Source organism: Bacillus cereus group sp. BfR-BA-01441, assembly GCF_022663075.1.
GTDB classification, from domain to species: Bacteria; Bacillota; Bacilli; order Bacillales; family Bacillaceae_G; genus Bacillus_A; species Bacillus_A cereus.
Genome location: NZ_JAKUEU010000007.1, coordinates 33,381 through 60,323 on the forward strand (window position 1 = coordinate 33,381; position 26,943 = coordinate 60,323).

The window sequence follows — 26,943 nt, forward strand, 5'->3', positions numbered from 1 at the left end:
GTGACTGTTTTATTAACAATTTGTATCATTGCCTGTTTCGTTGTTTCATTTCTCGCCTTTATTTATCCAATTATCCCTGGCATACTAGCTGTCTGGGCTGGATATTTGATTTACCATTTCGGTATAAATGGAGGCGAATTAACAACTTCTTTTTGGATTATTCAAGTCATTTTCACTCTTTTCATTTTCGTTGCTGATTTTATTGCAAATGGATATTTCTTAAAAAAATACGGTAGTTCTAAATGGGGCGAACGTGTCGGAATGATTTCTATCATTGTCGGCTCGTTCTTCTTCCCACCATTCGGACTTATTATCATACCGTTCTTATCAGTATTTATAACAGAACTAGTACATAAAAAATCGCCAAAAGATGCTTTTCTAGTTGGAGTCGCTACTGTAGTTGGTTTTTTAAGCAGTACAGTAGCGAAAGCAATTCTCCAAATCATTATGATTATCATCTTCTTGTGTTATATCATCTTTTAACCATCCCGACTTCGGGATGGTTTTTTAATATGCAATACCTACTCGACTATTTTCATATATATTTTTCTTACATAGATCCCATGCAAAGTGTGCTGTATCACCCACTGTAATTTTTGATCCACCCTCTGGCAATATATCTTTTTCAGTTCGATATACCTCTGTCGCCTCACCATCTATTAAATGTGTCGGACAAACAACTGTCCAACATAAATTATTACTATTACTTAGTACCTTATATGCAGCCAAATGATCTTCCGCTGCCGTTGTCGTTTTCCTTTTTGATTCCGGTGATTGAAAACGATATAAATTTAGATCTGTTCTTGCTTGTAAAATACCAGCTGTTCCTATTGTTATGATTCTACGAATCCCTTCTTCTTCCATTTTCTTTATAATTTGTGGCATACTCTTCGCTAATGTTCCATTTTGATCCGTTCCAAGTGCACTAATTACTATATCGCTTCCTTCTATCGCTTTCTTTATATCATTTTCGTTCAATACATTCCCTTCTATCACTCTTAACCTTTCATGTTGTATTTCTATTCTATTTAAATCACGCGCTAATGCAGTCACTTCAGCTGAATCCTTTAATGCTAAATTAATTATGTTTGAACCTACTCGTCCTGTTGCTCCCAATATACATACTTTCATTTGTTTTCCCCCTCTTTCATTCTCTTTCTATTTTTCAATAATCTCAGTCAATTTACAACAAAAAAGCTTCCTCATATATAAGAGGAAGCTTTATTATTACTTTATTTCTTTTCTTTAGAATCAGTAGACTTCTCGGTTCCGCTTGTTTCTTTATCCTTTTTGTCCTCTTGTTGTGTTGTTGTGTCGTCTTCTTTCTTCTTGTCCTCACCTTTACTACAACCTACCATTAATAAAGAACTTGCAAGTGCCATAGCAGTTAATGATTTAACCCATTTGTTCATTTGCGTTTCCTCCTTGTGATAGAATATGTACAACCTCATATTACTCTCTATTTTTAAAGGAGAGATTGAAAAACAGTAAATATACGGTAAATTTTTGTAAATTTTCCGATAACAAAACCTAATTTTAATTTATATATTTCATTTCCAATCGATACACAATAAAATTAGTTTTTTTCTCTCAATGGACGTAAAAAAACTAAGGCGCATACCATTTCGCCTTAGTTTCTCATGCAAACTTTTCATTTTCATATAGATGTGTAATCTTATATTCCTTCTTCATAACATATTGCCACACACTATAAGCGTAACGGTTCATTTTCAGGAAACAATTTTCCAAAAATGAGCGAAACTCTGGGTTAGCAACTTCCACTGCAACTTGAGCAAACTTTAAAGCTAATCGTTTCAAATGCGCAATATAACTGGTCGCAATATGAATATCCCCTGTATATTTACTAACTGTTTCCTTTTCCATTTCATGCAAATCAAACTCCGTTGTTTCACAGGTTATATGCTGCACATTCTCTCCTTCTTGAAAATTTACTTGTTCATTATATGCTTGTAACATATATGGTAAATGGTGCTGTAATAGATTTTTTAATTCTTCGTCTCTGACCTTTCCAGCATACTCTCCAACCTTGTATATTAGCATATAACTATATTTCATTAATTCTTTCATACAGTCCATTAAAGCGCCTCCCTTCTCTTTTGTCCATATACTATAAATATGATGCTAAAACATTCGCTATTCTCGCTAAAAACCAATCCCATCTACTAATTTTCTCAAAATCTTCTTCAGAAAATCGTTTTGATTTATGAAAGTCTACCTGTAATCGACTCCATACTTCATCAACAACTGTTTTATCATATATGATACAGTTAGACTCACAATTTAAATAAAAACTTCTATTATCAAAATTCGCTGTCCCAATATCAACAATTTCTCCATCAATAATTGTTACTTTCCCATGAAAAAATCCATTTCGATATTGATAAATCTCCGCTCCAGCATGTAACATATCTTTCAAATATGGATAGGCAGCTTGTTTTAACAATATGGCATCACTTTTAAATGGCACGAGAATTTTCACATTAACACCACGATTTAATGCAGCTTTTAACTCTTTCACCATTTCTTTACTTGGTACAAAATATGGTGTAGCGATAATTAAAGACTTTTTAGCCTTTTTTAAAAGTGCCCCATACTTTTCCCATAAGCCTTTTCCATTTGAAAATAAATATTGATATTTCACATTCCCTAATGTAGGTATACTTTCATGTATAGGCATTTTTTCTCCTGTATCTTCTTTCCAATCTTCGGCGAACTTTCTTTCCATATCCGCTGCACCCTCACCATGGATGCGCACGTGATAATCACGCCATGGCCCAAACTTTGGATTTTGTCCAAGGTACTCCTTTCCGATATTAAAACCACCGACGTATGATACCTTTCCATCTATCGTAACAATACGTCTATGATTCCGTTGATGAAAAGAATAGAACACATTTTTCAGTTTCGTTTTTTTACTAAATGTAAACTTCACACCGTTTTCCTTTAATCGGCTAATTACCTTTTTCTTCAGCTTATATCCACCTATCCGATCGACTGACAATTTTACTTCTACTCCGCTAGATGCTTTTTTCTCTAATAACTGTAAAAACTCTTGGCTTATTTCATCTTTTCCTACAATATAAAAATGGATATATATATACTTTTCTGCATCGTTTATATCCTCAAATAATTTTCTATATAACTCTTCACCGTTCGTATATAATTGAAATTCACCTAATCGAACTTGTCCTAATTCATATTCACTAGCCATTTCCTTCCCCATTTCCACATCGATGTTCATCCAAATGAATACACCTATTAAACAAAGGATTATAGCGAAAAAGTGCTTCATGGATAAATTCCTTTCTCCACTTACTGTTATTTCTATATCTTCCCTTTTTTATTACATTATCATTCAAGAAAATATGTCATTGCATGATATATGTCCATATCAAACAATAGCTCATTTGCATATTGTATGTTGTATCTTAAAATAAAAGGAGGAAATAACAATGGGCTTCGCACATGGTAATGGATTTGCGCTATTAGTCGTATTATTTATCCTCTTAATCATCGTCGGTGCTGCTTGCTTCTGCTAAGTAGCTACTGTCATATGATATGTGGATGAAAAAACTATAAAAGCGGACACCTATTTTTAGGTGTCCGCTTTTCATTTTAAAACCATTTCCGACTGCTATAGTAACTTAAATGGCTAAATATTCATCTCAAAAGGTTAACAATGTGGCTACTTTCTTACTCTCTGCCTTACGTATATGACGCTGTTCTGCACGTAACACAGCAATACGATGTAATTCTTTCTCTTCTTCTGTTTCAGGGATAACACGCGGTACTGGAACTGGATTATTTTCCTTACTAAGTGCCACAAAAGTAACGAATGACGTTGCCGCTATACGCTTCTCACCTGAAATTAAATCTTCAGCTACTACCTTCACAAACACTTCCATCGAAGTTCTTCCCGTCCAAATTACGAAAGATTCATAACTAACACAATCTGAAGAACGAACAGGATGTAAGAAATCGACCCAGTCCATAGATGCTGTGACACATTCCTTTCTCGAATGTCTGGATGCTGAAATAGAAGCAACCATATCCATCTCCGCTAATATCTTCCCACCAAATAGCGTGTTATGATCATTTAAATCTGTTGGGAATACTCGGCTCGTTTTGAACACCCTTGACTCATTGGCTGTTTTCCCCTTTACTTCTGTCATTGTTATCACCCCTTTAATGATTTATCCCTAATATTTCAATAATCACTATACTAAATGAACTACACGTTTAATATTAACAACATTCAGAACTTTTAGCCCACAAAAAAGAACCGATTTTATCAATCGGCTCCTCTAAATACATATTGTTCTTTCGGCTGTTCAACTTTATTCCATTTTGTTACTTCTAATACAGGAATATTCGCATGAAACGGCTGATAAAACTCAGTAGTTATCTCTCCTTCTACTTGAATCCAGTCATCATTATTCCACTCTACGCCTTCTGGCTTTTTCACTAACATACCATACACACCAGAATCTGCTACGCAATGTATAATACCGAAACGGAATAAGAAGTATTGTTCTTTTTTAGAAGAATCATCCCTAAAAACAAACCCTTTAAAAGATAATTTTTTCCCAGTAAACTCGCCAGGATAATTATAAATTGTTTCCATACCCTTTAGGAAGTCTTCATCTTTCAAATTAATATTGTCTTTCGTAACAAACTCTTTCTTCCCTTTTTCCATTACACCACGGTATCCTTCTTTCCCGTAATAAATGCTCGTATCAGGTCTTAGAAATTGTCTTGTCATAAATGGATCCTTACTTTCTGCTTGTGCAACAGGAAAGTGAAATCCTTTCGCTTTAACAATATCCGAATCTAACGTCGCAATTGGGAAAAATAACCCTGAGATAATTGGAAAACAAAACAAGGAGTACGAAAATGCTTTTTTCCACCATGTATTCTCATCTTTTGAATGATCATGCCCGCAATGGCTATGGTCACAACTGCAATCATTTTTCTCTTTTTCCTTTTGGTGCTCTTTTTGGAAAACGACGATAATTTGTATAATCGTTAAGAAACCTAAAATAATTGCTGCTGTTGTTGATAAATAGGCATACTTCATATTGATATACTTCGTAATGTTACCGGAAATATGAAGCTGCGCAATTAATATTGTAAAACCTAATAATATATATGCTCGAAACATAACCTACCACCCCATCGCATAAATGAGTAGTGAGCTTGCATAAACAACAAGAGTAACTGTAACTATAACAACAATTACAAATTTAGTTTTAAATGTCGCAAGCATCATAAACATATTTTTAATATCCACCATCGGTCCGTAAACGAGGAACGCGACAAGTGAAGCTGTTGAAAACGTACTTTGGAACGAAGAAGCGATAAATGCATCTGCCTCTGAACAAAGTGATAATATATAAGCAAGTCCCATCATAACAGCTGATGAAGAAAACGGACCTTGTCCAATAGCAAGAAGTGTTGAAGTTTGTACAAACGTTTGTACCGCTGCTGCAATTAATGCACCTAGTACTAAATATTTTCCCATTGAGAAGAATTCCTCAACAGCGTGTGTACATACATCCCACATTTTTTTACGCAGTGGACGCTTATTATTCACTTCTGGGAAGTGATCATCTCTTAATTGATGTTCTTTAAACATAAAGGATAATATAATTCCAACGATAATGGCTACGATAATCGCTACAATAGAACGATACCATACCATGTGCATACTACTCCCAAAGGCGACATAAGTAGCAAATAATACAACTGGATTAATAATAGGTCCAGTTAACATAAATGCAATCCCTGCGTATGGTGGAACGCCTTTTCCAATTAATCGTCTTACAATCGGAACAATTCCACATTCACAACCTGGAAACAACATACCTAAAAAAGTAGCTAATAAAACAGACAGAAATCGGTTCTTCGGCATCCATTTTGCCACCATATCTTCTGTCACGAACATTTGAATGAATCCTGAAATAAATACACCAATGAGCACGAAAGGAAGTGCTTCGATCAATATGGAGATAAAAATTGTATTCATTTGCAGGAATGCTTTCGGTAATTGAAACAATTCCATGATGTATTTCCTCCAACTTTTCATTAACAATATGTAATTTTAACCCCATTTCATTAATTGAACAAGGTTTATATGGCATACATACCCTTTATATACATTACATTGTACAAGTTATATTCTATTCAAAATTTGAGATTTCATAGCAAAAAAGCTGCTCTAGCGTAGTTATATAACTATGCTAGAGCAGCTTTCTTATCGTTAAAAGTAACGTTTCTTCCAAAAAACAAAAGCTAACGTGAAAGATAGTGTTACACATATGATGAGTACAATTACAAAACCGTGGGCTTCCCCTTCAAACGGAACCTTTACGTTCATTCCAAAGAAACTAGAAACCATCGTCGGTAAAGATAAAATGATCGTAATTGACGTTAACAGTTTCATAACACTATTTAAATTATTTGATATAACGGAGCTAAAAGTATTCATCATTCCACTTAAAATGTGACTATATATTTCCGCCATTTCAATAGCCTGTTTATTTTCAATTAATACATCTTCTAATAAATCTTGATCGTCTTCATACATTTTTAAAAATGTACTATTACGCATTAACTTTTGAATTACAATTTTATTAGCCTTTAATGACGTTGTAAAGTATACTAAACTTTTCTCAAGGCCTAACAATGTGAAAATCTCTTTATTTTTCATTGACTGATTTAATTGATGCTCTAAATCAATTGTTTTTCGATTTATTTGCTTTAAGTATCTTAAATAATAAGTAGAAATCGTATATAAGAGCTGAAGTGCAAAGCGCGTCTTCTTAAACGTATAAAATTCTTTAATACGTTGATTAATAAAACGTTCAAAAATTGGATTCTCTTCTAAGCAGATTGTAACAAAACAATCCGGCATCACAATCATACCTATTGGAATCGTGTCATAAATCGAATTTCCTTCTTCGTCATGTCTAACTGTCGGAATATCCACGATAATTAAAGTATTATTGTCTTCCTTTTCAATACGAGAGCGTTCTTCATCATCCAAAGGGTCTTTAATGAAATCTAAGTCTACATTTAAAGTTTGTACTAGATATTGAATTTCTTCTTCTGTTGGATGAAGTACATTAATCCAGCACCCCTTTTGCATTTCCTCAATCTCTTGTAGTTTTCCGTTTCGGTCTGTTAAATATATATTTAACATACTATCACCCCGATTCTTTTTACATGTAGGAATCTACCTCTCTTAAATCACAGTTTTTAAACCGCCATTCTCAGCATATGAAACATACGTTTAAATTTCAATAGAAAAATTATTTTGAAAACGTTTTTATAAGAAAAATATTATAAAGTGAAACTTTAATCAGTGGGGGGCTTCATCCTCACCAATTATTAGCCCTTACAAATCGGGCTTTTACGGGTTATCCGCCCCCAACCAAACTTCTTTTTTTCGCTGAATTTTGAGGTGAGGGTCTCACTGCCCGTTAAAGCGGGATAAACATAGAAAAAGACAGAGTGCTCTCTGCCTTAAAAGCTTATGTTGCCTTTATAACATATTTAGAAAGCATCCACAAGTTAAACCCGACTGAAATCGTATAGCCCGCGTATGTTGAAATGATAAAACTTACATAATCGAAATACGGAAGCAATACAATATTTAAAACTATCTTCACAATAATTCCAATCACTAGTCCTAGCACCGTCTTCTGCTGTTGATTGATTCCTTGTAGCATAGCAGCCGTTACTGTAAAAAGAGAAAATAGTATGCAAGCAGGAGCATAATACTGTAAAATGATTCTCCCCATCTCTGGATCATTTCCAGCACCGAATAAAAGAGTATATACAGGTTTGGCTAACACCATCATTCCAATTGCCGCCGGTACCGTAATTGCTACTACTAATACATTTGTTCTCGTAAAATGTTTGTACAATAGCTTCGTATTTCCTGCTGTGTAAGCTTTCGTCATCTCTGGTACGAGAGACATACTAAAAGCTGTCGCAACGGATACCGGGATAAGCACAACCATTTGAACAAGACCAATTATCGCATTAATTTTTTCCGCTTCTCCTTGCATATACCCTATTTGTATAAGTAGTTTATTAATTGTAAATGTATCAATCGTCTGATACAACGGAATTGCTAAGCCCACCACAACAAAAGGAATAGAATATGTAAAGAGCTCCTTATACAATGAGAAAAAAGATTTCGTTGTTTGTGGTATACTTTCCATCTCTTTTTTCTTTAAGTGCCTTCTCCTTCTTATATAATACGCACTTAAAACAGTTAATCCACCTACAGCTCCCATAAATGCACCGAACGTTGAAATACCAACCGCTAGCGAAACAGAAGCTTTTAAAACATATAAAACGACAAAGCTTCCTATTAAAATGGTTAAAACCCGAAAAAATTGCTCTACAACTACACTTAATGCAGAAGGCCCCATCGATTGGAATCCTTGAAAGAAGCCCCTTAATAAACTCATTACTGGCACAAGTATTAACGCAAAACTTACAATTCGAATATTAGTAGTAACCGCTCCTACACTATTCCCCGTTTGATCATTCCCATCGATGACAAGTTTAGCTAAATGCGGAGCTAGCATATATAACGTAAAACACGAAATGACTCCCATTATAAACATAAACACGATTCCACTTTTCAACACTCTCTTAACCGTATGATAATCATTCAGTTGATCATATTTTGATACCATCTTTGAAACAGCTAGCGGTAATCCCATTGTTGCTATACTGAGCATGATGGTATAAGGACGATATGCATATGTGTATAGAACGTAACCACTCGTACCGACCATCGCTGTAAATGGTATAACATATATAAACCCTAACATTTTTGATATCATCGTTGCCATCGTTAAAAATATCGTTCCACGTATAAACGGTGACCCTTTCATCACATTCCTCCGCTACGCTTTATTATTACACATTATGGACAACTCCTTTTCTTTAGAACCGAAACAAACAAAAAAAGCCAATGAAAAATCATTGACTTTAACGCGCTGCTTTTTTCTTTTTGAAATACTTTAAACCAAAGTATAGAGCAATAAAAAGAACAGCTCCTATAATTATGTAATGTGTGTAATCAGATGCATACTCTTTAATTTGTCGCCAATTCCCACCAAGTTTTTCACCTAAGTATATAAATAGAATTGACCATGGAATGATCGCTACAACCGTATAAAGTGTAAATAGTTTTAATGGCATCTTAGCTAGCCCTGCTGGAATAGAGATCGCATGACGTACTACTGGGATAAAGCGCGCAGAAAATATTACGCCTGCTCCATAACGCTTAAACCAACCTTCCGCTATGTCTAAATGATGTTTATTAATAAGTAGATATTTCCCATATTTCTCTACAACCGGACGCCCTCCGTAGTATCCAAGCCAGTATAAAAAGATTTGCGCTAAAGTACCACCAATCGTTCCGGCGATAACTGCACCCACAAAACTAATTTTACCATTCGCTACTAAAAAGCCAGCATACGAAAGTACAATTTCACTCGGGATTACTTCAATCATTAAAGCAAGAGCTACTCCAAAGTAACCTAAGCTTGCAAAAAATTGCAATAACTGATCTATTATGTTTGCTAACATGTTCTTTTTTATCTCCTTTTTTCTTCACATACCATCCCATTATTACATAAAGGCTGCAATCTGCCAATATCTTCATTTTAACAATATGTACAATTCAAGCAGGATTAATCTATTAATTTCTCTTTCTGCGGGTCTTTCATGTAGGCAAACATCTCTTTAATTTGGTTTTCTGTATTTCTAGCAATTGATAAATTAGGCAATTCATTTTCACCAAAAAACTCCACCTCTTCTGTTTCAATGCTAGTTTTCTTTTCTCCACCAATAATCTCGCATCCAATGAAAATCTTATATACATGCGTCGCCGATGGAGATGGTTGATGTTTTTCTTTATCAAATATAGCTAGTAACTTAAAATGATCTACCTCATAACCTGTCTCTTCGAAAACTTCTTTTGCTACAACTTCGGTTGGCGTATAACCGACATCAGCCCATCCACCTGGCAATGCCCATTTCCCATCGCTTTTTTCTTTCACAAATAATAACTTTTCATTTTGAAAAACAACCGCTCTTATATCAACTTTAGGTGTTTGATAGCCTGTCTCACTTGCAAATAATTTCTCTACGACTTCCCAATCTGTTTTCGTATAATGTGACATCATTGAAATAGAAATATCTCGTAATTGCTGGAAACGCTCAATATCATACACATCCTTAGAATACGTTAAACCCGCTTGAGCTATAGATTGTATTTGTTTTACCCAATCAATCCATTTAATCGTCATATATCCGCATCCCCATTCTCTATCAAATATATTACTTCATTTTTATTGATACATCTTTATTATACAAAAAAAAGAGATTGATAACGTTTCAATCTCTTTCAAAATTAATCCAATTCATGTAAGTGGTCTTGTATATACTTTCTTCTTTTATTTATATATTCATAAATCATATCAGCCTCTTGATCAAATGTTTCTAATTTTTCTTTCATGTATGGATCTTGTAGTAAATATGGGCGAATCAATTCACACAACCCTTCTACTTTCGGCCTCATAAACGAAACTGTGAATTGATTTTCTAATATTTCTTCCAAAATACTTCGATACTGCTTTCTAAATACAGGTATGTCTAGCAATCTTGCACTTAACGTATTATACCCTTGAATGCGAATATATTCATGATTAAGTGGTCTCCCTTGTACATCTCGCCCCCAAGTCGCATCATAATCCCACGGTATAACTTCAAATAAATTTGTTTCATCGTTATGATATAGTGCATAGTTATGAACGAAACCATCAAAGTTTTGCGTAAAAATAACTCCTGCTAACCATCGTAAATATTTATCTACATGTAGAAACTTCCCAATTTCTTTTTCATAGGCTTCCCTCGTCAAAGTATTCGCTTGAAATACAAATTCACTCAGTTGTTCTTCACTATTTTTATTCGAATATTTAAATTCATAACCCGCAAAGAGCTCTGTCTTAACATCTTTATCTCGTTCACTCATTAATGAAAAATTCGCATCATCATCTATTGCATAATAAATAGAACCACTCGGTAATCCTCTATTTTTTAAAAAATTTTCATCAACCGATTCTAACTGTAAGTACACACCTTGAATTTGACCATTAATTTTTATAAATACATGTTGTGATTTTGGCGAAAGTACACCAATATCATGAAAAAAATCTAAAGATAATTTATTTCGTATGAGAGACGGATCCATAAACTCCGAATTCAAATGAAACTCTTTCGCACCTTGAAATTTTTTAGGCTTATAAAACATAACATGATAAGACTTTTTCTCAAATTCGCGAATATGAGCTCCTCGGTATACGATATCAATATCATACTTCTTTTTTCCATAAGTTAATTTTGCTGGCACTGGACTATCTGACCAAATGTCCTTTTTCAATTCCACTAAGTACATTGGATGAACAAAAAAATCATATGAAGGCAGCATGTTTTCTCATCCCTTCTCAGTTCTCTTCCTTCAATGTATGCGCCTTTTCTTGTCCATACATCCGCAATCATCTATTTATATAAAATTACACTCTTGTCCTGTTCAGAAAGATGCCTACATACATATCATGTTAAGGAAAAAGAATACCTTTTCACTTTAATACATGATAAGGAGGATTTCTATGAAACGTGATATTAGAAAAGCTGTCGAAGAAATCAAAAGTGCTGGGATGGAGGATTTCTTACACCAAGATCCAAGTACTTTTGAATGCGATGATGATAAATTCACTCATCATCATTGTACAACTGGATGTAAATGTACAACTGGGGGTAAATGTCCAAGAACAAGATGTACTCGCGTGAAACATTGTACGTTCGTTACAAAATGTACGCACGTAAAAAAATGGACATTTGTTACGAAATGTACACGTGTACGTGTTCAAAAATGGACGTTCGTTACGAAAGTAACGCGTAGAAAAGAATGCGTATTAGTTACAAAACGTACTCGCAGAAAACATTGTACATTCATTACAAAATGCATACGCTTTGAAAAGAAATTTTTCTGGACAAAACGAAGTTTCTGTAAAAAATGCGAATTCTTCCCTAACAGACACGGTCACTCTTGCGATGATTCATGTGATCATGGTAAAGACTGTCACGATAGCGGACACAAATGGAATGATTGCAAAGGCGGACATAAATTCCCATCTTGCAAAAATAAGAAATTCGATCACTTCTGGTATAAAAAACGTAACTGCTAGTTTTTATACCACCCAAAAAAGGCCGTTTTGCGGCCTTTTTTACATTTATTGAAAGTGACTTATATCTGCAAATTGTTTCACTTTACCAATACCCTCTTCAAATTCTATTATGCTCAAACTGGCACTATGCATAAATGGATCATCCCACACATTTTCTATTTCCATTCCCGCGAAATACCCTATAAGTAATTTTGCTGCTGCCGCATGAGAAACAATCAATATGTTTTGTCCTTTATGCTTCTCTAAAAGAAGCTGCATCCCTTCAATTACTCTTTCATAAACGGCCTCAAAATTTTCGCCTGATGTTGACTGAAAAAGATGTGGCTCATTCCAAAACAGATGTACTTCTTCTGGAAATTGCTTTTCTATATCCGCGATTGTTTGTCCTTCCCATATACCCATGTTAATTTCATAGAAATGCTCATCCGCTATAATGGGTATATCACGTTCCCCTTTTATTAACTCTGCCGTATGAAGTGTTCTTTCGCTCGGACTACTATAGATCGCATGGATTGGTAAATCTTTCATTCGATTCCCTAATTGTTTCGCCTGAACTATACCATTTTCAGTTAAAGCAGAATTTTTCCGTCCCTGCATTCGCTTCGCTACATTCCACTCTGTTTCACCATGCCTTGTTACATATATAGTTGTTTTCATTTCTTACTCCCCCTCACCATGTTGGTCGTAATTCCCACGGTTCAACTCTCCCTACAATCCACTCCGCTCGTTTACTTTCAATCCCTTTTATAACTCCATCAGCTATCTCTTCATGAGTAAGCCATCTTCCATATGTATCTTCTAAAATAAAACCTAAAATAATTCTATGATAAATACATCGCGTACTCCCTATTTTTTGTGCAGGCATACGTGATGCTTTACTACCTAAAATATGAAATAAACTATATGTTTTAGACGACAAATCTAGTTCTTTACAAATATTTGATAGTGCATGCTTTGCACTTGTGTGTACCCATGCAACAACTAATGTGATTGGGCCATTTTTCTTAATTGTACTTTTAATAGCTAGCTTTACATCTTCATCATTATGATAATCTAACGAAAGGCATGTAATATTTTCTGGTGCAGAACTCATTCGCTTAACATTTTCTAATTTCACTTCATCTCGCCCGATAATAGAAACATAAAATCCTTTCTCACAAAACCACATAGAAACTTTCTTTAGCATTCCTGTTCCACCAATTACAAGTGCATGCAAATGCTATCCCTCCCTAATAAAATGTCATATGAGGTTTCTCATCTCTATAATAATTTAAACGGTCTTGCAGTGTCCCTGAGTGAAACTCAAATTTATGACCGTCAGGATCAACAAAGTATATAGATTCGTAATCTCTTACATCACGTTCTCTTCCTTGTAAAATATGAACATCATTTTCTTCTAATCGCTGTATTAGACATTTAAAGTCTTCTTGTTCAACAGAAAATGCAATGTGCGTATAAGATTGATGAATCTCATTTCTCGAAATATGCGTCTCTTCATTAAGCGCTATCCATACTCCACATATGTTAAAATAAGCCAATTTTCTTCCTTTAACTAATAATTCTCCTTCTAATACTTTTTCATAAAACATAATAGAGTTTTCTAAATTAGATACCGAAAAACAAATATGATTGATTCCCCTTAACAACTATAATTCCTCCTTATACAAATAAAAGATGAGCGAAAATTCACTCATCTTTTATTATACTATTTTTTTGTAATATATGCCCATTTATAACTGAAGTCCCCGCCAAACGTATGGTTAGCAATGCCTTTTACAAACGGCTTCTCTAAATAAGCTGTACTTTGTTGGTACGTAGGAGAAATTGCTGCGTCTTGACCAATTAAGATTTTTTCAGCTTCCGCAAGTGCATTCCAGCGTGCTTTATCATCTTTTAATAGCTCTCCTTTTGATTTCGCTACTAAATCATCATACTTCGGATTAGAATAATCCATTTCATTAAATGAGCTTCCAGTAACAAACATATCAATATAAGTCATTGGATCCGGATAATCAGGACTCCATGCAGATAATGAGAATTCATATTGGAATTTCTTTTCTAAATCTAGCTTCTGCTTGTATGGTTGCTGTTTCAAATTCACTTTAATACCAGGCAAGTTTTTCTCTAGTTCTTCCTTAATAAAGTCGCCCACTTTTTTACGGCTACCGTTATCATCGTTTAGTAATTCAACCGTAATTGTATCTTGACCAAGCTCTTTCTTCGCTTCTTCCCATAATTTTTTTGCTTTCTCTGCATTATCTTTACTATCACGGAAGTTTTTATTTACAGAGCGGAAATCTTTTCCATCCGGACCTGTCGTAAATTTTTCAGGTACTAAGAAATATGCTGGCAATGAACCGTCATTTAGAATGACATCAGCAATTCCTTTTTTATCGTATGCTAAATCAATCGCTTCACGTACTTTTTGGTTTTTAAATGTTGCATTTTTTTGGTTAAAACGTAAGAAATATATGCGTGGATCTAACTTCGTTTTAAATTCATCTGGCTTATTCTTTTTATATTTATCAACAAATTCAGAAGTTAAAATAACTCGATCTGCTTGATCACTATCATATAAATTTACTCCCGTGCTTGTTTCCTTCACAATACTTACATTAATTTCGTCTAATTTTACAGTATCTTTATCCCAATAATTAGGATTTTTCTTCAACTGATAATTTTGTTCATGTTTCCATTGACTCATTGTAAATGGTCCATTATATAATAATTTATCTGCTTCTAATCCGTATTTATCTCCTTGCTCTTTCACATATTTTTCATTTAATGGGAAAAATGTAGGGAACGACGTAAGCTCAAGAAAATAAGGTGCTGGTTGCTCTAATTCTACTACCAACGTTTTATCATCCTTCGCTTTAACACCCAATTGATCTGCTGGTAATTCACCTTTATTTACTTTCTGTGCATTTTTCACATCAAATAAAATGAATGCATATTCTGCCGCTAATGCTTTATCTAATGTACGTTGCCATGCATATACAAAATCTTGTGCTCGAACTGGATCACCATTTGACCATTTCGCATCACGTAATTCAAATGTATATGTCTTTTTATCTTCACTAATCTTCACATCTTTTGCCATACCTGGTGTTGGTTTATTATTTTTATCTAGACGATATAAACCTTCCATTGCATTTACAAATACACGGAAAGATACAGAATCTGTTGATTTAGATGTATCCATTGAAGGAATTTCAGCTGTTTCTAGCAAATTTAAAACTTGTTTATCGGCCATTCCCTTATTCGATTCTTTCTTCGTTGTCGAAGCCTTCTCACCATTCCCACATCCTGCAACCAATACACTCGTCGTTAACGCAAGTGCAGCAATTGTTGTTGTCTTTCTCTTCATTCTTACTTCCCCCAATCTATATGTATAAGTTAAATCCTATATAATATATTTCATTATACAAAAGATTCTGATTATTTTAAATATTTATTTTAACAAACATAGAAAAAAGCGATCGGAAATTTCTTTCCAGCCGCTTTCTTGAATAGCATTTACTTGTAATCCATCCTCTATATCAAATGGATTTTGAACTTTAAATATTTCTTCCATCAGCTTCAAAAACTCTTCTTCAGTTTTAGATTCACCATTAACCATAAGTGAGTATGGTTCCACTTCACCTAATTTATAATCGACAACAAATTGAATCTTCACCTTTTGTCTTGGCGTTCCGGTGTTATACCCTTGGAATTCTACTAATTCTAACCCTTCCGTTCCACGATAATATATCCAACCTGAATTTTGAAAATAATTTTCGAAAGATTCACCTATTGAAAAGAAAGGATATTCATAAAGCGAGCTTGTACGAACCTTTTGAATAACGTCTCGATCAGTCGGAAAAAAGAAATGGCTAAAAAATATGCTAGCAACTGCTAAAATAGTAACAATTGTCGCTCCCATTTTGCTCGTTCCGCCGCTATCATTGATTAGATAGTTTTCAACTGATTTATCTTTTATTTCTCTTGCTTTTATTCGGTATATACGTCTTTCCACAAATTGATAGTATAATCCATTTGCAAAAATCCCCATTCCAAACAGAATAAAAATGAGTAATAAAAACGTAAGAGGCACCATATTAATGATTGGCAACGCTACATTAAATCCCATATAATACGAAAATGCATCACACGCTACTAATAACAACATAAATAAAGCAGCTGGTACATAATACTTACGATATCCTAGCCAGCCTATATTGAAAATAGCAGCCCAACCATTCCAGCTCCACCTAGCAATCCGCTTATTCTCAAGATCCCATTTCCTTTTGTAATACGGATATTGTCTCCCTACATATACTTCCAGTTCTTTATCTATTAACGAGCTACCTTCCTCTTGTTCATTATCCAAGTTTCGCTGACAACTTGCACAATTTAACTGTTCCTCCTCGCAAGGTTGCCCACAATTTATACATTTCAAAACAATCCCTCTTCCCATCCATACGTCATTTCAAAATACCTTCGTGTTTTAATAACCACTCTTTCCTCCATAAACCACCAGCATATCCAACAAGCTTTCCACTCTTTCCTATTACACGGTGACATGGAACAATTATTGAAATTGGATTCCGACTATTTGCCCCTCCTATTGCCCGTACAGCTTTTATATTTCCAACTTTCTCTGCAATATCTAAATATGAAGCACTTACGCCGTATGGAATAGTATAAAGTGCATCCCATACATTTTTTTGAAATGCTGTTCCCTCCGCAGACAGCGGGACCGTAAACTCTTTTCTTTTCCCTTTAAAATATTCATCTAACTCATTTATACATTGTTCTATCATTTCATTTTTATTTTCTTCTTGTCGTTCATCAACAAATATAACAGACGTAATTCCTTCTTGATTCGCTGTAATTTCAAGCAAACCTACTTCGCTTTCATAATAAGCCTGGTACATATGCCATCCTCCAATTCAGTTCATATTAGTCATTGTAACACGAATATACAAAATTTTTCGTATAAGCGTTTTATTAGAGAAACAAAAAAGAGAATGATAAAATATAAGAAAATTCAATCAAGGAGGCTATTTGATGAATTCCAAGCTTTTTTCACCTTATACAATTAAGAACGTTACACTAAAAAATCGTATCGTTATGTCGCCTATGTGTATGTATTCATCGGGGAATGAGGATGGCAGCGTTACGAATTTTCATCTCATTCATTATGGAACTCGCGCTGCTGGCCAAGTAGGTTTAGTTATGGTTGAAGCAACTGCGGTGTTAGCTGAAGGACGAATTTCTAACAAAGACTTAGGTATTTGGGATGACAACCTAATTGAAGGCTTACATAAAACGACTACTTTTATACATGATAACGGCGCAAAAGCTGCCATTCAACTCGCTCACGCCGGAAGAAAAGCTGAATTAGATACGAATGCTTTCGCTCCTTCTGCAATTCCTTTTAATGATAAGATGAAGATACCAGTAGAAATGAATATACAGCAAATCAAAGAGACTATATTAGCTTTTCAGAGGGCCGCGTTACGTTCAAAACAAGCCGGATTTGATGTTATCGAATTACATGGCGCTCACGGTTACCTTATCAATGAATTCCTATCACCACTTACTAATAAACGAACGGATAAATACGGCGGCTCACCTGAAAACCGCTATCGTTTCTTACGCGAAATTATCGACTCTGTAAATGAAGTTTGGGACGGACCAATATTCGTTCGTATTTCAGCAAATGATTATCACCCTGACGGGCTAACGGTTCAAGATTATGTTCAGTATACACAGTGGATGAAAGAACAGGGAATAGATTTAATAGATTGTAGTTCTGGCGCAGTTGTACCAGCACATATTGATGTGTATCCCGGTTATCAAGTACAATACGCCAAACATATTAAAGAGCATACTAAGATTGCAACTGGTGCAGTTGGATTGATTACGACTGGGTCACAAGCAGAGCAAATTTTAAATAATAACGAAGCTGATTTAATTTTCATCGGACGTGAGTTACTTCGCAATCCGTACTTCCCGAGAATAGCGGCCAATGAACTTGGCTTTGAATTGCAAGAACCATATCAATACAAGCGAGCGCCAGGGAAAATTCATACGAATAAATAAAACCGAGAAGTCATTCTTCTCGGTTTTATTTATTCTATCGTTGTAATTTCATTTGAATTATAAGTATGGATACCCGATTCTTCTCGCAGCGCGGTTATATACATCCCTTTCGCCACATCTTTAGCTGAAATTGGTTTATACTTTTTGAAAGCCCCTTTAAAGATAAAAGGAATAATACGAGATAACTTTTCAGCCATTTGTTCGCCGAAACGAAATTCTTGTCGATTTCCTACTAATAATGATGGTCTAAAAATGTGAATACCACCGATTACTAACTTTTGCAATTCTTCTTCCATTTTCCCTTTCACTTGTGAATAAAAGAAAAATGATTTAGGATTCGCTCCCATAGAAGACACGACAAGGAAATTTTGTACCCCTTGTTTTTCAGCTAAACAAGCAGCTCGTAACGTATATTCATAATCTACTTTTTTAAAATTTGCTTTTGTTTTTGCTTTTTTTATTGTTGTTCCTAAGCAACTAAAAACATCATCCACAGCAAAGAACTCTTTATATTCCTCTAATACCGAAAAATCAACTTGTTTCTGCTGTAACTTCTCATGTTGCAATTGCATTGGCTCTCTTACAAAAATAGTAACCGAATCGTAGTAATCTGATTCAAGTAATAGACGCGTTATCTCTTGTCCAACTAAACCACTTGCACCAAGTATTAACGCCGTTCGCTTATTCATATATGCATATACCTCTTATTTTACTTTTCTCTCCTTCAGTAAAATACAACCTTTAGGAGTTTCCTGCTCTTATTTTACCACAAGTAAAACACTATGCGTACGCATAGTGCTTTACTCACTCTTTTTTCTCATCTCTCTCTTGTAATTTCGTTATTGTTGTAGCGTCCCCTAAATTACTTATTAATCTTCTTAAAAAAATTAATACGAAAGATAATGGCAATACTACCGCTAATATTAATAAAATAGCTTCCATTAAGTAACCCAAGCGCTCATCCCCCTCTTTACCTCCTTTTCAATATATGAAAACAGCGTTGTCACATATGCATGCATTTGCAAAAATAATACACCTATATTTGACAACTTTATAACAAAAACAAATCGGAATGATTATTATTTATTGCAACTTTATTAAAGATGTATTATACTAAGTTCGCAAACTAAAACGTAATTATTCCGTTTTGTATTAAAATGATATTTTTCTTCTATAATTGGGGAAAATATATCCGTAAAAAAGAAAAGAGGAGAACTTCATGCCTAAAAGATTGACTATATTTTCATTCTTACTTATTTTTACCTTAATTTTCGCTGGCTGCTCAAATAAAAAAGAAAGTAATGCCAAGAAAGATGGAAAGCTAACAGTTTATACAACGATTTTCCCACTCGCTGATTTCGCAAAGAAAATTGGTGGCGACTATGTAAATGTTGAAGCAATTTACCCACCTGGTGCAGATTCACATACATTTGAACCAAGTCAAAAACAAACAGTACAAGTTGCAAAAGCCGATTTATTTGTTTATAACGGCGCTGAATTAGAACCATTTGCTGAAAAAATGGAAAAAACATTACAAAAAGAAAATGTTAAAATTGTAAATGCATCTAAAGGTATTGAGCTTCGTGCTTCTACTGAAGAAGAGCATCATGATCATGGAGATGGCCATAAAGAAGATGAACATCATCACGATAAAGACCCACATGTTTGGTTAGATCCTACTCTAGCAATGAAACAAGCAGAAAAAATTAAAAATGCACTTGTAGAATTACAACCTGAACATAAAAAAGAATTCGAAAAAAACTTTGCAGCACTTCAAACTAAATTTACTGATTTAGACGATGGATTTAAGGCAGCTGTAACGAACGCAAAAACGAAAGAAATTTTAGTTTCTCATGCTGCCTATGGTTACTGGGAACAACGATACGGCCTAAAACAAATTCCTATCGCTGGAATTTCAGCTTCTGATGAACCATCTCAAAAGCAGCTTGCTGACATTACAAAAACAGTAAAAGAACATAATCTAAAATATATTTTATTCGAAACGTTCTCTACTCCAAAAGTAGCATCCGTAATTCAAAAAGAAACTGGTACAAAAGTTTTACGCTTAAATCACTTAGCTACTATTTCTGAAGATGATGCAAAAAATAATAAAGATTACTTCACTTTAATGGAAGAAAACGTAAATACATTGAAAGAAGCAACAAACTAATCCATTATATTTTCTAGGCAGCTGAATCTGTTATTCAGCTGCCTTTTTATGTATTTATCCTTGACTTGACCAAAATAACAAGTAAAATTATCCATATTAGCTTGAAAGCTATATTAATTTAGAAGGTGAGTTGGAATTATGAATCTTCACATTTGTGAAGTAACAGCAAAAAATTGGCGTTCAGTAGTTGCTTTAGACGTCGCAAAAGATCAGCAACAATTTATTGAAAGTAACGCGTTTTCTTTAGCAGAATCATTATATGAAGGAAACGGAACGTCAGTAGGTTTATATGATGGCGAAACACTTGTAGGATACGCAATGTATGGATGGTATTCAGTAAAACATAAAAGTGTATGGCTCGATCGCTTTATGATTGACCAACAATATCAAGGAAAAGGATACGCAAAACGTTTCCTTCGCTTACTCATTCAATTCTTACAAGAAAAATTTGAATGTAAAATAATTTACTTAAGTTTACATCCAGACAACAAACTTGCAATGGGACTGTATGAATCATTTGGTTTCCGCTTAAATGGGGATATTGATGATGAAGGTCCAGTTGTAGGTGTTGTAATGGAGTTACTAATAGACGAAAATACAAGCCTGTGAAAACAGGCTTTTTATTATACAGTTATCAATTTTTAGTTTCTTTCCCTTATTTAATTCTGTTTTGTAATCTAATAGAATGCTCATAAAAAATAAGCCTGCAATTTACGCAGACTTATTTCACACACTCCTCGAAATGTTCTTGGAACCACTCTTTATTAATATCTTTTCCGATAAAAACTACTTCACTTACTCGCTCTTCACCCTCTTGCCACTCTCTATCGTACGAAGCGGCAAATAACGTATGTACACCTTGGAAAACGATACGTTTATCTACTCCGTCTATCGATAAAATTCCTTTGTAACGATATAAATATTCCCCTAGCTCTTGAACGACAGCTGACATCCACTCATTAAGCTTTTGTAAATCCAGCGGACGTTCTTCACGTAATACAAATGATTTCACACCTTCTAAGTGGTTATGTTCTTTATGAGGGTAAATTTGCAACGTATCTTTCGTTTTAAACGTTTGAATTTGTAATAAAGATGGTATATCTACCTCACAGTTAGTCGCCTCGATTAACTTTGCAGTCGGGTTAATTCCTTGAAGTTTATGCAAAAGATTTTCTTTCTCACTCTCTTCAATTAAGTCTAATTTATTTACTAAAACGACATCAGCAAACGCAATTTGCTCTTTTGCTTCTAATCCTTTTTCAAAATGTTTATGTATATGATAACTATCTACCACCGTTACAACACCATTAATTTGGTATGCAGATTGAATGACTGGATCTAAAAAGAATGTTTGAATAATCGGCCCTGGATTTGCAAGGCCAGTCGTTTCAATTACTAAACCATCAAAATCCATTTTCCCTTCTGCTTTTACGTCCAGTAACTGTTTTAAAGCAACAAGTAAATCTTCACGTACAGTACAGCATAAACAGCCATTTGTCATTTCCATAATTTCTTCTTCTACATTCATAATCAACTGATTATCAATGCCAATTTGCCCTATTTCATTTACAATCACTGCTAATTTCTTACCGTGATTTTCTGATAAAATACGATTTAATAAAGTCGTTTTCCCTGATCCAAGAAAACCAGTTAATATTGTTACTGGAATCATTCCTTACATCTCCTTATAGCTATATGTTTCTACATTATAGCATATAGAGAAAATCATTTTTTTAGCAAAACATATTTATTGTATGTACACCCCCCAAACTATATAATAATACGTAGTAAGAAAGCCTTTTCAAAATAATAATTATTCATCAAGGGGGTACTTATAATGGAACGAGTTCAAATGAATGAAACGCTAGAATTCTCTCGTATTATTCAAGGATTTTGGCGTTTAGCAGAATGGAATATGACGAAACAAGAATTACTTTCTTTCATTGAAGATTGTATGGATATGGGAATTACTACTTTTGATCACGCTGACATTTACGGCGGATATACGTGTGAAGGATTGTTTGGAGAAGCTTTACAATTAAAGCCTTCCTTACGAGAAAACATGCAAATTATTACAAAGTGTGGAATCGCTCCCCCATCACCGAAATTTCCAGAGCGATATGTTGCTCACTACAATACTAGTGCAGAGCACATTATTCAAAGTGCAGAAGCATCACTAAAAAATTTACATACAGATTATATTGACGTATTACTTATTCATCGTCCCGATCCTTTTATGGATCCAAATGAAGTGGCAAAGGCATTTTCACAATTAAAACAAGAAGGAAAAGTTCGTCACTTCGGTGTATCTAACTTCTTACCTTCACAATTTAATATGTTAAGTTCGTACTTAGATTTCCCGCTTATTACGAACCAAATTGAAGTTTCTGCATTGCAGCTTGAGCATTTTGAAAAAGGGACAATTGATTTATGCCAAGAAAAACGAATCAATCCAATGATTTGGTCACCTCTTGCTGGTGGGGAAATTTTTACTGGTCAATCCGAACGTGCCGTACGTGTACGCGAAACTATGCAAAAAGTTGCTACTGAGCTAGGTGTTTCTAGTATCGATACGGTTATGTATGCTTGGTTACTTGCTCATCCAGCTAATATGATGCCAATCGTTGGCTCTGGTAAATTAGATCGCGTAAAAACGGCCGCTCTTGCTACAAACGTTAACTTAGATCGTCAACAATGGTTTACAATTTTCGAAAGCTCTAATGGACATCCTGTACCATAATACACAAAAAGAAGAGCTGTTTCTTTACAGCTCTTCTTTTTTATATGTATTTCTCGTCATTGCAAATACACACATATCCCTTAATCCATTTCCATCTACCGCAACACTCGCACTTTCTAACGTACCTTCTAACTTAAAGCCTAATTTCTCAGGTATCGCTCTACTCTTCTTATTTAAAGAATCACAACGAATTTCTACACGGTTTGCTTTCAATTCAGAAAAAGCGTAATCCGTTATACCTTTCGCAGCCTCTACCATATAGCCTTTTCCGCTAAACCTTGTATCAATCCAATATCCGATTTCAAATTGAGGTATATCCCAATTAATACGATGTAATCCGGCTGAAGCAATAAATTCACCTGTTTCTTTCGAAAATACTAGTAATCTTAAATCCTCACGTTGCAAAAATTGAATATGTGATTTTCTAATACTTTCTTCTATTTCTTGCTCTGTTTGCTCTTTTTGTGCAAACACCATCCAAGGTTTCAGTTCTTGTATTGAAGCCTGAATTGCATCATATACAACTTTACCATCTCCTGGTTTCGGCATTCGAATAAAAAGCCTGTCAGTATAAAATTCAGAAGAAAAATCGAATAATAACGGATTCACTGTAAACACTCCCCATAATTCTTTTATATATAATAATATCCATCTCAAGTTATATAGTAAAGAATTTTCTGAATTAAAAACCTTTTACTCATTCACTTCCGCCGCTACACGAATTCCAGATTCAATCGCACCTTGAATCCATCCGTGATATAGCGTTGTATGATCTCCAGCGAAGAATATTCTCCCCTCTGGTTTGACAATCGCTGGTTGCAGCTCAGATTCTTGACCTGCTTGAAAAAGTGCAAATCCTCCAAGCGCATACGGATCCAATGTCCAGCTTTTTGATATTCCAGATATAAACTCATCATACACTTGACCACCTAATATTGTTGCTAAGTTGTGTAATGCGTAATAAATACGATCACCTTTTGATAAACCATCCCATAACAACGCGTCATAAGACCATGTATAGCTACCTAACATCATAGCCGGTCCTTTCTCACCAATTCCATAACTTGGATAATAGGCATAACGAATTGGCAAATCTGTTATAATTCTGCCACCTAATTGTCCTTGTTCTTCCCAAAATCGGCTTTTAAATTGAATTCCTATTTTCGTCGCAGGCATATAATGTAATTCACGAATTGCTTTCCATTTTTCATGAGATATAGAATCAAACGGATCTACTTCTACAAAACGCATTGTCGAAAACGGAATGGTAACAATAACTAAATCTCCTGTAATACTGCTATATTCAAAAGTTTCCTCGTTCCGATAGAAAGCTGTCACACCATTATCGTGTTGATGTAACTTCATTAATTTTTGATTATATATAATATTTTCTTCTAATTGCGGTAAAAATGACTTTGGTAATCTATCATTCCCGCCCACAATTTCACAAAATCCGCTCTCCTCTTGCATAATGTATAGAAAGCGTAAAGTCTCTACAAACGACCGTTCTAAAAAACCTTCTAGATCTAATAGAACACCGATCATCTCAATTGTTACTGGCGAAAAGTAAGTATTATACTGATAAGGATGATACTTCAAAAATTGTCCTGTGGAATATCTCCCAAAATCCTTCACTACAACATCCCAATTTTTCTCTGGATTTCTTTTAATAAAATTTATTATCGGCTGTACTGCTAGTAACAATAGTTCTTCAGACGTTTTTCCCACTTCGTTCATTTCCACAGGATACCTTAAAATACTCGGATCCTTTTCATATTGTTTCAACGTCGTTTTCCGTCCATTTACATAGATAATATCCGTCTCATTCCTATTAATAAAAGGACTCACCTGTAGCCCAAACTTTCTTATATATGCCATCGTTAATGTATGTGTATACGGAATTCTCATTGCTCCAACATCTAAATATAATCCGGTATCTTCCATTCTAACTGTCTCTATACGGCCACCTACCCGGTTGTTTGCTTCAAAAATTTTCACATCATGTCCTGCAGCCTTTAATAAAGATGCTGAAACTAATCCAGCCATACCAGCTCCCACAATAATAATTTGTTTTGGACTTATCGTCTTCTTCAATCCTTTATCTATAACTTTTAACGCTTCATCCATTTCAGTGTTATACATTATATCTTTCTGCACAATTCCACCCCTTACTTCATCAAATAGACGTTAGTGGTTTAGTGCATTTTATTCATAGATCCCCATAAACATAACACCATTGCAATTTGAATATTCACTAAAAGTACATAAGAGACAGATTTCATATTTCTTTATGCCTCGTATAATATAACAACCGCAACGAAGGAGTGACTAAAAAATGAAACATACTTATGATTACCACGCTACAAAAAAGCATTTAGAATTAAAGAAACAAAACTTATGTAAAAAACTTAGCAATATGACACTATCTGAAAAAGAACGTGAACAGCTAAAATGTGAAATTGACAACTATGAATATATTTTAAATCTGGTCGAAATGAATCATTATGAACGCGGATTTTCTCGTTAAAAGCGGAAATAGGATTATCCACTTTTCATTTTGAGCATTTCACTACGCATTTTTCATAAGTAAATATATAATAGGATGTACATTAAGATTGAGAGGTATATTCTATGATCAAGTTAAGTGTATTAGACCAATCACCTATTTCAGATGGTAGCACAGCAGCCCAAGCTTTTTCACATACAGTTACGCTTGCACAAGAAGTTGAAAAACTCGGATTCACACGTTTTTGGGTATCCGAACATCATAATTCCGTAAGCTTAGCTGGTTCAAGTCCAGAAATACTTATTTCTCATATTGCCGCGAAAACGGACCGTATTAGAGTCGGTTCAGGTGGTGTTATGTTACCGCATTATAGCCCATATAAAGTCGCTGAGAATTTCCGCGTTTTAGAAGCACTGTATCCAAATCGTATCGATCTCGGTGTTGGTAGAGCTCCTGGTGGTATGCCAATAGCAACTCGCGCACTTCAAGAATGGAAAATGGTCTCACTTGATCAATATCCAGAACAAATTGCAGATGTTGCAATGTACTTACATGATCAAGTACCAGAAAACCATCACTATGCAAACTTAAAAGCCACTCCATTTATCCCAACGTCTCCTGAAATGTGGATGCTCGGTTCTAGCGGAGAGAGCGCTAAAATTGCTGCAAACAACGGAGCTTCTTTCGCATTTGCGCAATTTATTAATGGCTTCGGAGGCCCTGAAGTTATGAGGGCTTACCAAGAACAATATCAGCCTTCATTTTTAGGAGATAAGCCTAATTCAATCGTTGCCATTTTTGTTATATGCGGAGAAACAAATGAAGAAGCGAAAAAAATTGCTTCTAGTTTAGATTTATCAATCTTATTATTAGAGCAAGGAAAACGAACTACTGGTACACCTTCTATTGAAACTGCTCAAAATTATTCATACAGCGCTTATGATTTATTCCGTATAAAAGAAAATCGTCAACGTATGATTGTTGGTGATCCGTCTTCTGTAAAAGAAAAAATAATAAACTTAAGCAAAGCATACAATACTGACGAATTTATGATTGTCACGATTACTCATCAATTTGAACATAAATTAAAGTCTTATCGCTTATTAGCAAATGCTTTTAATTTATAATTCTAAAAAGAGATGCA

General features: G+C 34.6%; 32 protein-coding genes. 9 read left to right on the forward strand and 23 right to left on the reverse strand.

What is annotated here, in order from left to right:
- Positions 1–483 carry a DUF456 domain-containing protein gene (locus tag MR107_RS05120; protein WP_000217339.1) on the forward strand — a complete coding sequence of 161 codons (483 nt, stop codon included), beginning with the start codon at positions 1–3 and terminating at the stop codon, positions 481–483.
- Between the two features lie 24 nt (positions 484–507).
- Here MR107_RS05120 and MR107_RS05125 read toward each other — a convergent pair whose 3' ends face one another.
- From MR107_RS05125 to cls, 4 genes are all read right to left on the reverse strand, one after another.
- Positions 508–1,131, reverse strand: coding sequence for an NAD(P)-dependent oxidoreductase (locus MR107_RS05125; RefSeq protein WP_000861647.1), 624 nt, complete (start codon positions 1,129–1,131; stop codon positions 508–510).
- 101 nt (positions 1,132–1,232) lie between these two features.
- Positions 1,233–1,412: a hypothetical protein gene (locus tag MR107_RS05130; RefSeq protein ID WP_001045960.1), complete on the reverse strand. Its 180-nt coding sequence runs from the start codon at positions 1,410–1,412 to the stop codon at positions 1,233–1,235.
- Positions 1,413–1,638: 226 nt separating this feature from the next.
- Positions 1,639–2,097, reverse strand: a complete 459-nt coding sequence (locus MR107_RS05135) for a spore coat protein (RefSeq protein WP_000340528.1) — start codon at positions 2,095–2,097, stop codon at positions 1,639–1,641.
- Between the two features lie 31 nt (positions 2,098–2,128).
- Complete coding sequence (gene cls, locus MR107_RS05140; protein WP_242292110.1) at positions 2,129–3,313, reverse strand: cardiolipin synthase; 1,185 nt, start codon at positions 3,311–3,313, stop codon at positions 2,129–2,131.
- A 160-nt stretch (positions 3,314–3,473) separates the two neighbouring features.
- Between cls and MR107_RS05145 the strand changes: the two genes are divergently transcribed.
- The gene (locus MR107_RS05145) at positions 3,474–3,560 is read left to right on the forward strand and encodes a YjcZ family sporulation protein (RefSeq protein ID WP_000505094.1); all 87 of its coding nucleotides are present in this window, start codon (positions 3,474–3,476) and stop codon (positions 3,558–3,560) included.
- 126 nt (positions 3,561–3,686) lie between these two features.
- Here MR107_RS05145 and MR107_RS05150 read toward each other — a convergent pair whose 3' ends face one another.
- The 8 genes from MR107_RS05150 to cotH form a co-directional block, all read right to left on the reverse strand.
- Positions 3,687–4,193 carry an acyl-CoA thioesterase gene (locus MR107_RS05150; protein ID WP_000141164.1) on the reverse strand — a complete coding sequence of 169 codons (507 nt, stop codon included), beginning with the start codon at positions 4,191–4,193 and terminating at the stop codon, positions 3,687–3,689.
- Between the two features lie 119 nt (positions 4,194–4,312).
- Positions 4,313–5,182 (reverse strand): TIGR03943 family putative permease subunit, encoded by an 870-nt coding sequence (locus tag MR107_RS05155; protein WP_000488043.1) that lies wholly within the window; start codon positions 5,180–5,182, stop codon positions 4,313–4,315.
- A 3-nt stretch (positions 5,183–5,185) separates the two neighbouring features.
- Positions 5,186–6,082, reverse strand: coding sequence for a permease (locus MR107_RS05160; RefSeq protein ID WP_000418716.1), 897 nt, complete (start codon positions 6,080–6,082; stop codon positions 5,186–5,188).
- Between the two features lie 198 nt (positions 6,083–6,280).
- Positions 6,281–7,222, reverse strand: a complete 942-nt coding sequence (locus MR107_RS05165; RefSeq protein WP_000932389.1) for a magnesium transporter CorA family protein — start codon at positions 7,220–7,222, stop codon at positions 6,281–6,283.
- Positions 7,223–7,553: 331 nt separating this feature from the next.
- Positions 7,554–8,933 carry a putative polysaccharide biosynthesis protein gene (locus tag MR107_RS05170; protein ID WP_000678845.1) on the reverse strand — a complete coding sequence of 460 codons (1,380 nt, stop codon included), beginning with the start codon at positions 8,931–8,933 and terminating at the stop codon, positions 7,554–7,556.
- Between the two features lie 97 nt (positions 8,934–9,030).
- Entirely contained in the window at positions 9,031–9,633 is a 603-nt protein-coding gene (gene uptA, locus MR107_RS05175) for an undecaprenyl phosphate transporter UptA (RefSeq protein WP_000880691.1), read from the reverse strand.
- 104 nt (positions 9,634–9,737) lie between these two features.
- Positions 9,738–10,355: an NUDIX hydrolase N-terminal domain-containing protein gene (locus tag MR107_RS05180; RefSeq protein WP_139849597.1), complete on the reverse strand. Its 618-nt coding sequence runs from the start codon at positions 10,353–10,355 to the stop codon at positions 9,738–9,740.
- A gap of 104 nt (positions 10,356–10,459) precedes the next feature.
- A complete protein-coding gene (cotH, locus tag MR107_RS05185; RefSeq protein ID WP_000938001.1) occupies positions 10,460–11,536 on the reverse strand; it encodes a spore coat protein CotH in 1,077 nt (358 codons plus the stop codon).
- A gap of 181 nt (positions 11,537–11,717) precedes the next feature.
- On the opposite strand from cotH, the gene exsB reads away from it, so the two are divergent.
- Positions 11,718–12,296: an exosporium protein ExsB gene (exsB, locus tag MR107_RS05190; protein WP_000817498.1), complete on the forward strand. Its 579-nt coding sequence runs from the start codon at positions 11,718–11,720 to the stop codon at positions 12,294–12,296.
- Positions 12,297–12,341: 45 nt separating this feature from the next.
- Here the strand turns inward: exsB and MR107_RS05195 are convergent, their stop codons facing one another.
- From MR107_RS05195 to MR107_RS05220, 6 genes are all read right to left on the reverse strand, one after another.
- Positions 12,342–12,953, reverse strand: coding sequence for a phosphoserine phosphatase 1 (locus MR107_RS05195; RefSeq protein WP_000858826.1), 612 nt, complete (start codon positions 12,951–12,953; stop codon positions 12,342–12,344).
- A gap of 13 nt (positions 12,954–12,966) precedes the next feature.
- The gene (locus tag MR107_RS05200) at positions 12,967–13,512 is read right to left on the reverse strand and encodes a short-chain dehydrogenase (RefSeq protein ID WP_000543107.1); all 546 of its coding nucleotides are present in this window, start codon (positions 13,510–13,512) and stop codon (positions 12,967–12,969) included.
- Between the two features lie 13 nt (positions 13,513–13,525).
- A complete protein-coding gene (gene fosB, locus MR107_RS05205) occupies positions 13,526–13,942 on the reverse strand; it encodes a FosBx1 family fosfomycin resistance bacillithiol transferase (protein WP_000943775.1) in 417 nt (138 codons plus the stop codon).
- Positions 13,943–14,001: 59 nt separating this feature from the next.
- Positions 14,002–15,663 (reverse strand): peptide ABC transporter substrate-binding protein, encoded by a 1,662-nt coding sequence (locus MR107_RS05210; protein ID WP_226368373.1) that lies wholly within the window; start codon positions 15,661–15,663, stop codon positions 14,002–14,004.
- An 84-nt stretch (positions 15,664–15,747) separates the two neighbouring features.
- A complete protein-coding gene (locus MR107_RS05215) occupies positions 15,748–16,752 on the reverse strand; it encodes a DUF2628 domain-containing protein (RefSeq protein WP_002195426.1) in 1,005 nt (334 codons plus the stop codon).
- A gap of 7 nt (positions 16,753–16,759) precedes the next feature.
- Positions 16,760–17,212 carry a methylated-DNA--[protein]-cysteine S-methyltransferase gene (locus MR107_RS05220; protein WP_000283912.1) on the reverse strand — a complete coding sequence of 151 codons (453 nt, stop codon included), beginning with the start codon at positions 17,210–17,212 and terminating at the stop codon, positions 16,760–16,762.
- Between the two features lie 133 nt (positions 17,213–17,345).
- Here MR107_RS05220 and namA point away from each other — a divergent pair, with 133 nt between their 5' ends.
- Entirely contained in the window at positions 17,346–18,383 is a 1,038-nt protein-coding gene (namA, locus tag MR107_RS05225) for an NADPH dehydrogenase NamA (RefSeq protein ID WP_242292111.1), read from the forward strand.
- 29 nt (positions 18,384–18,412) lie between these two features.
- Here the strand turns inward: namA and MR107_RS05230 are convergent, their stop codons facing one another.
- Positions 18,413–19,072 carry an oxidoreductase gene (locus MR107_RS05230; protein WP_001042735.1) on the reverse strand — a complete coding sequence of 220 codons (660 nt, stop codon included), beginning with the start codon at positions 19,070–19,072 and terminating at the stop codon, positions 18,413–18,415.
- A gap of 115 nt (positions 19,073–19,187) precedes the next feature.
- Positions 19,188–19,337 (reverse strand): hypothetical protein, encoded by a 150-nt coding sequence (locus tag MR107_RS05235; protein WP_000540932.1) that lies wholly within the window; start codon positions 19,335–19,337, stop codon positions 19,188–19,190.
- Between the two features lie 265 nt (positions 19,338–19,602).
- Here MR107_RS05235 and MR107_RS05240 point away from each other — a divergent pair, with 265 nt between their 5' ends.
- A complete protein-coding gene (locus MR107_RS05240) occupies positions 19,603–20,553 on the forward strand; it encodes a metal ABC transporter substrate-binding protein (RefSeq protein WP_242292112.1) in 951 nt (316 codons plus the stop codon).
- A 138-nt stretch (positions 20,554–20,691) separates the two neighbouring features.
- Positions 20,692–21,162, forward strand: a complete 471-nt coding sequence (locus MR107_RS05245; RefSeq protein WP_001048677.1) for a GNAT family N-acetyltransferase — start codon at positions 20,692–20,694, stop codon at positions 21,160–21,162.
- A gap of 112 nt (positions 21,163–21,274) precedes the next feature.
- Here MR107_RS05245 and MR107_RS05250 read toward each other — a convergent pair whose 3' ends face one another.
- Complete coding sequence (locus tag MR107_RS05250) at positions 21,275–22,225, reverse strand: CobW family GTP-binding protein (RefSeq protein ID WP_242292113.1); 951 nt, start codon at positions 22,223–22,225, stop codon at positions 21,275–21,277.
- Between the two features lie 165 nt (positions 22,226–22,390).
- Between MR107_RS05250 and MR107_RS05255 the strand changes: the two genes are divergently transcribed.
- On the forward strand, positions 22,391–23,293 hold the full coding sequence (locus MR107_RS05255) for an aldo/keto reductase (RefSeq protein WP_000442820.1): 903 nt from the start codon (positions 22,391–22,393) through the stop codon (positions 23,291–23,293).
- Positions 23,294–23,317: 24 nt separating this feature from the next.
- Here the strand turns inward: MR107_RS05255 and MR107_RS05260 are convergent, their stop codons facing one another.
- Both MR107_RS05260 and MR107_RS05265 read right to left on the reverse strand, forming a co-directional pair.
- Complete coding sequence (locus MR107_RS05260) at positions 23,318–23,902, reverse strand: GNAT family N-acetyltransferase (protein WP_226368370.1); 585 nt, start codon at positions 23,900–23,902, stop codon at positions 23,318–23,320.
- A gap of 84 nt (positions 23,903–23,986) precedes the next feature.
- Positions 23,987–25,450: a flavin monoamine oxidase family protein gene (locus MR107_RS05265; protein ID WP_025687611.1), complete on the reverse strand. Its 1,464-nt coding sequence runs from the start codon at positions 25,448–25,450 to the stop codon at positions 23,987–23,989.
- A gap of 178 nt (positions 25,451–25,628) precedes the next feature.
- Here MR107_RS05265 and MR107_RS05270 point away from each other — a divergent pair, with 178 nt between their 5' ends.
- Together MR107_RS05270 and MR107_RS05275 are read left to right on the forward strand one after the other, a co-directional pair.
- Entirely contained in the window at positions 25,629–25,820 is a 192-nt protein-coding gene (locus MR107_RS05270; protein WP_000683366.1) for a DUF3896 domain-containing protein, read from the forward strand.
- A 104-nt stretch (positions 25,821–25,924) separates the two neighbouring features.
- The gene (locus MR107_RS05275; RefSeq protein WP_242292114.1) at positions 25,925–26,926 is read left to right on the forward strand and encodes an LLM class flavin-dependent oxidoreductase; all 1,002 of its coding nucleotides are present in this window, start codon (positions 25,925–25,927) and stop codon (positions 26,924–26,926) included.
- Positions 26,927–26,943 lie beyond the last annotated feature (17 nt).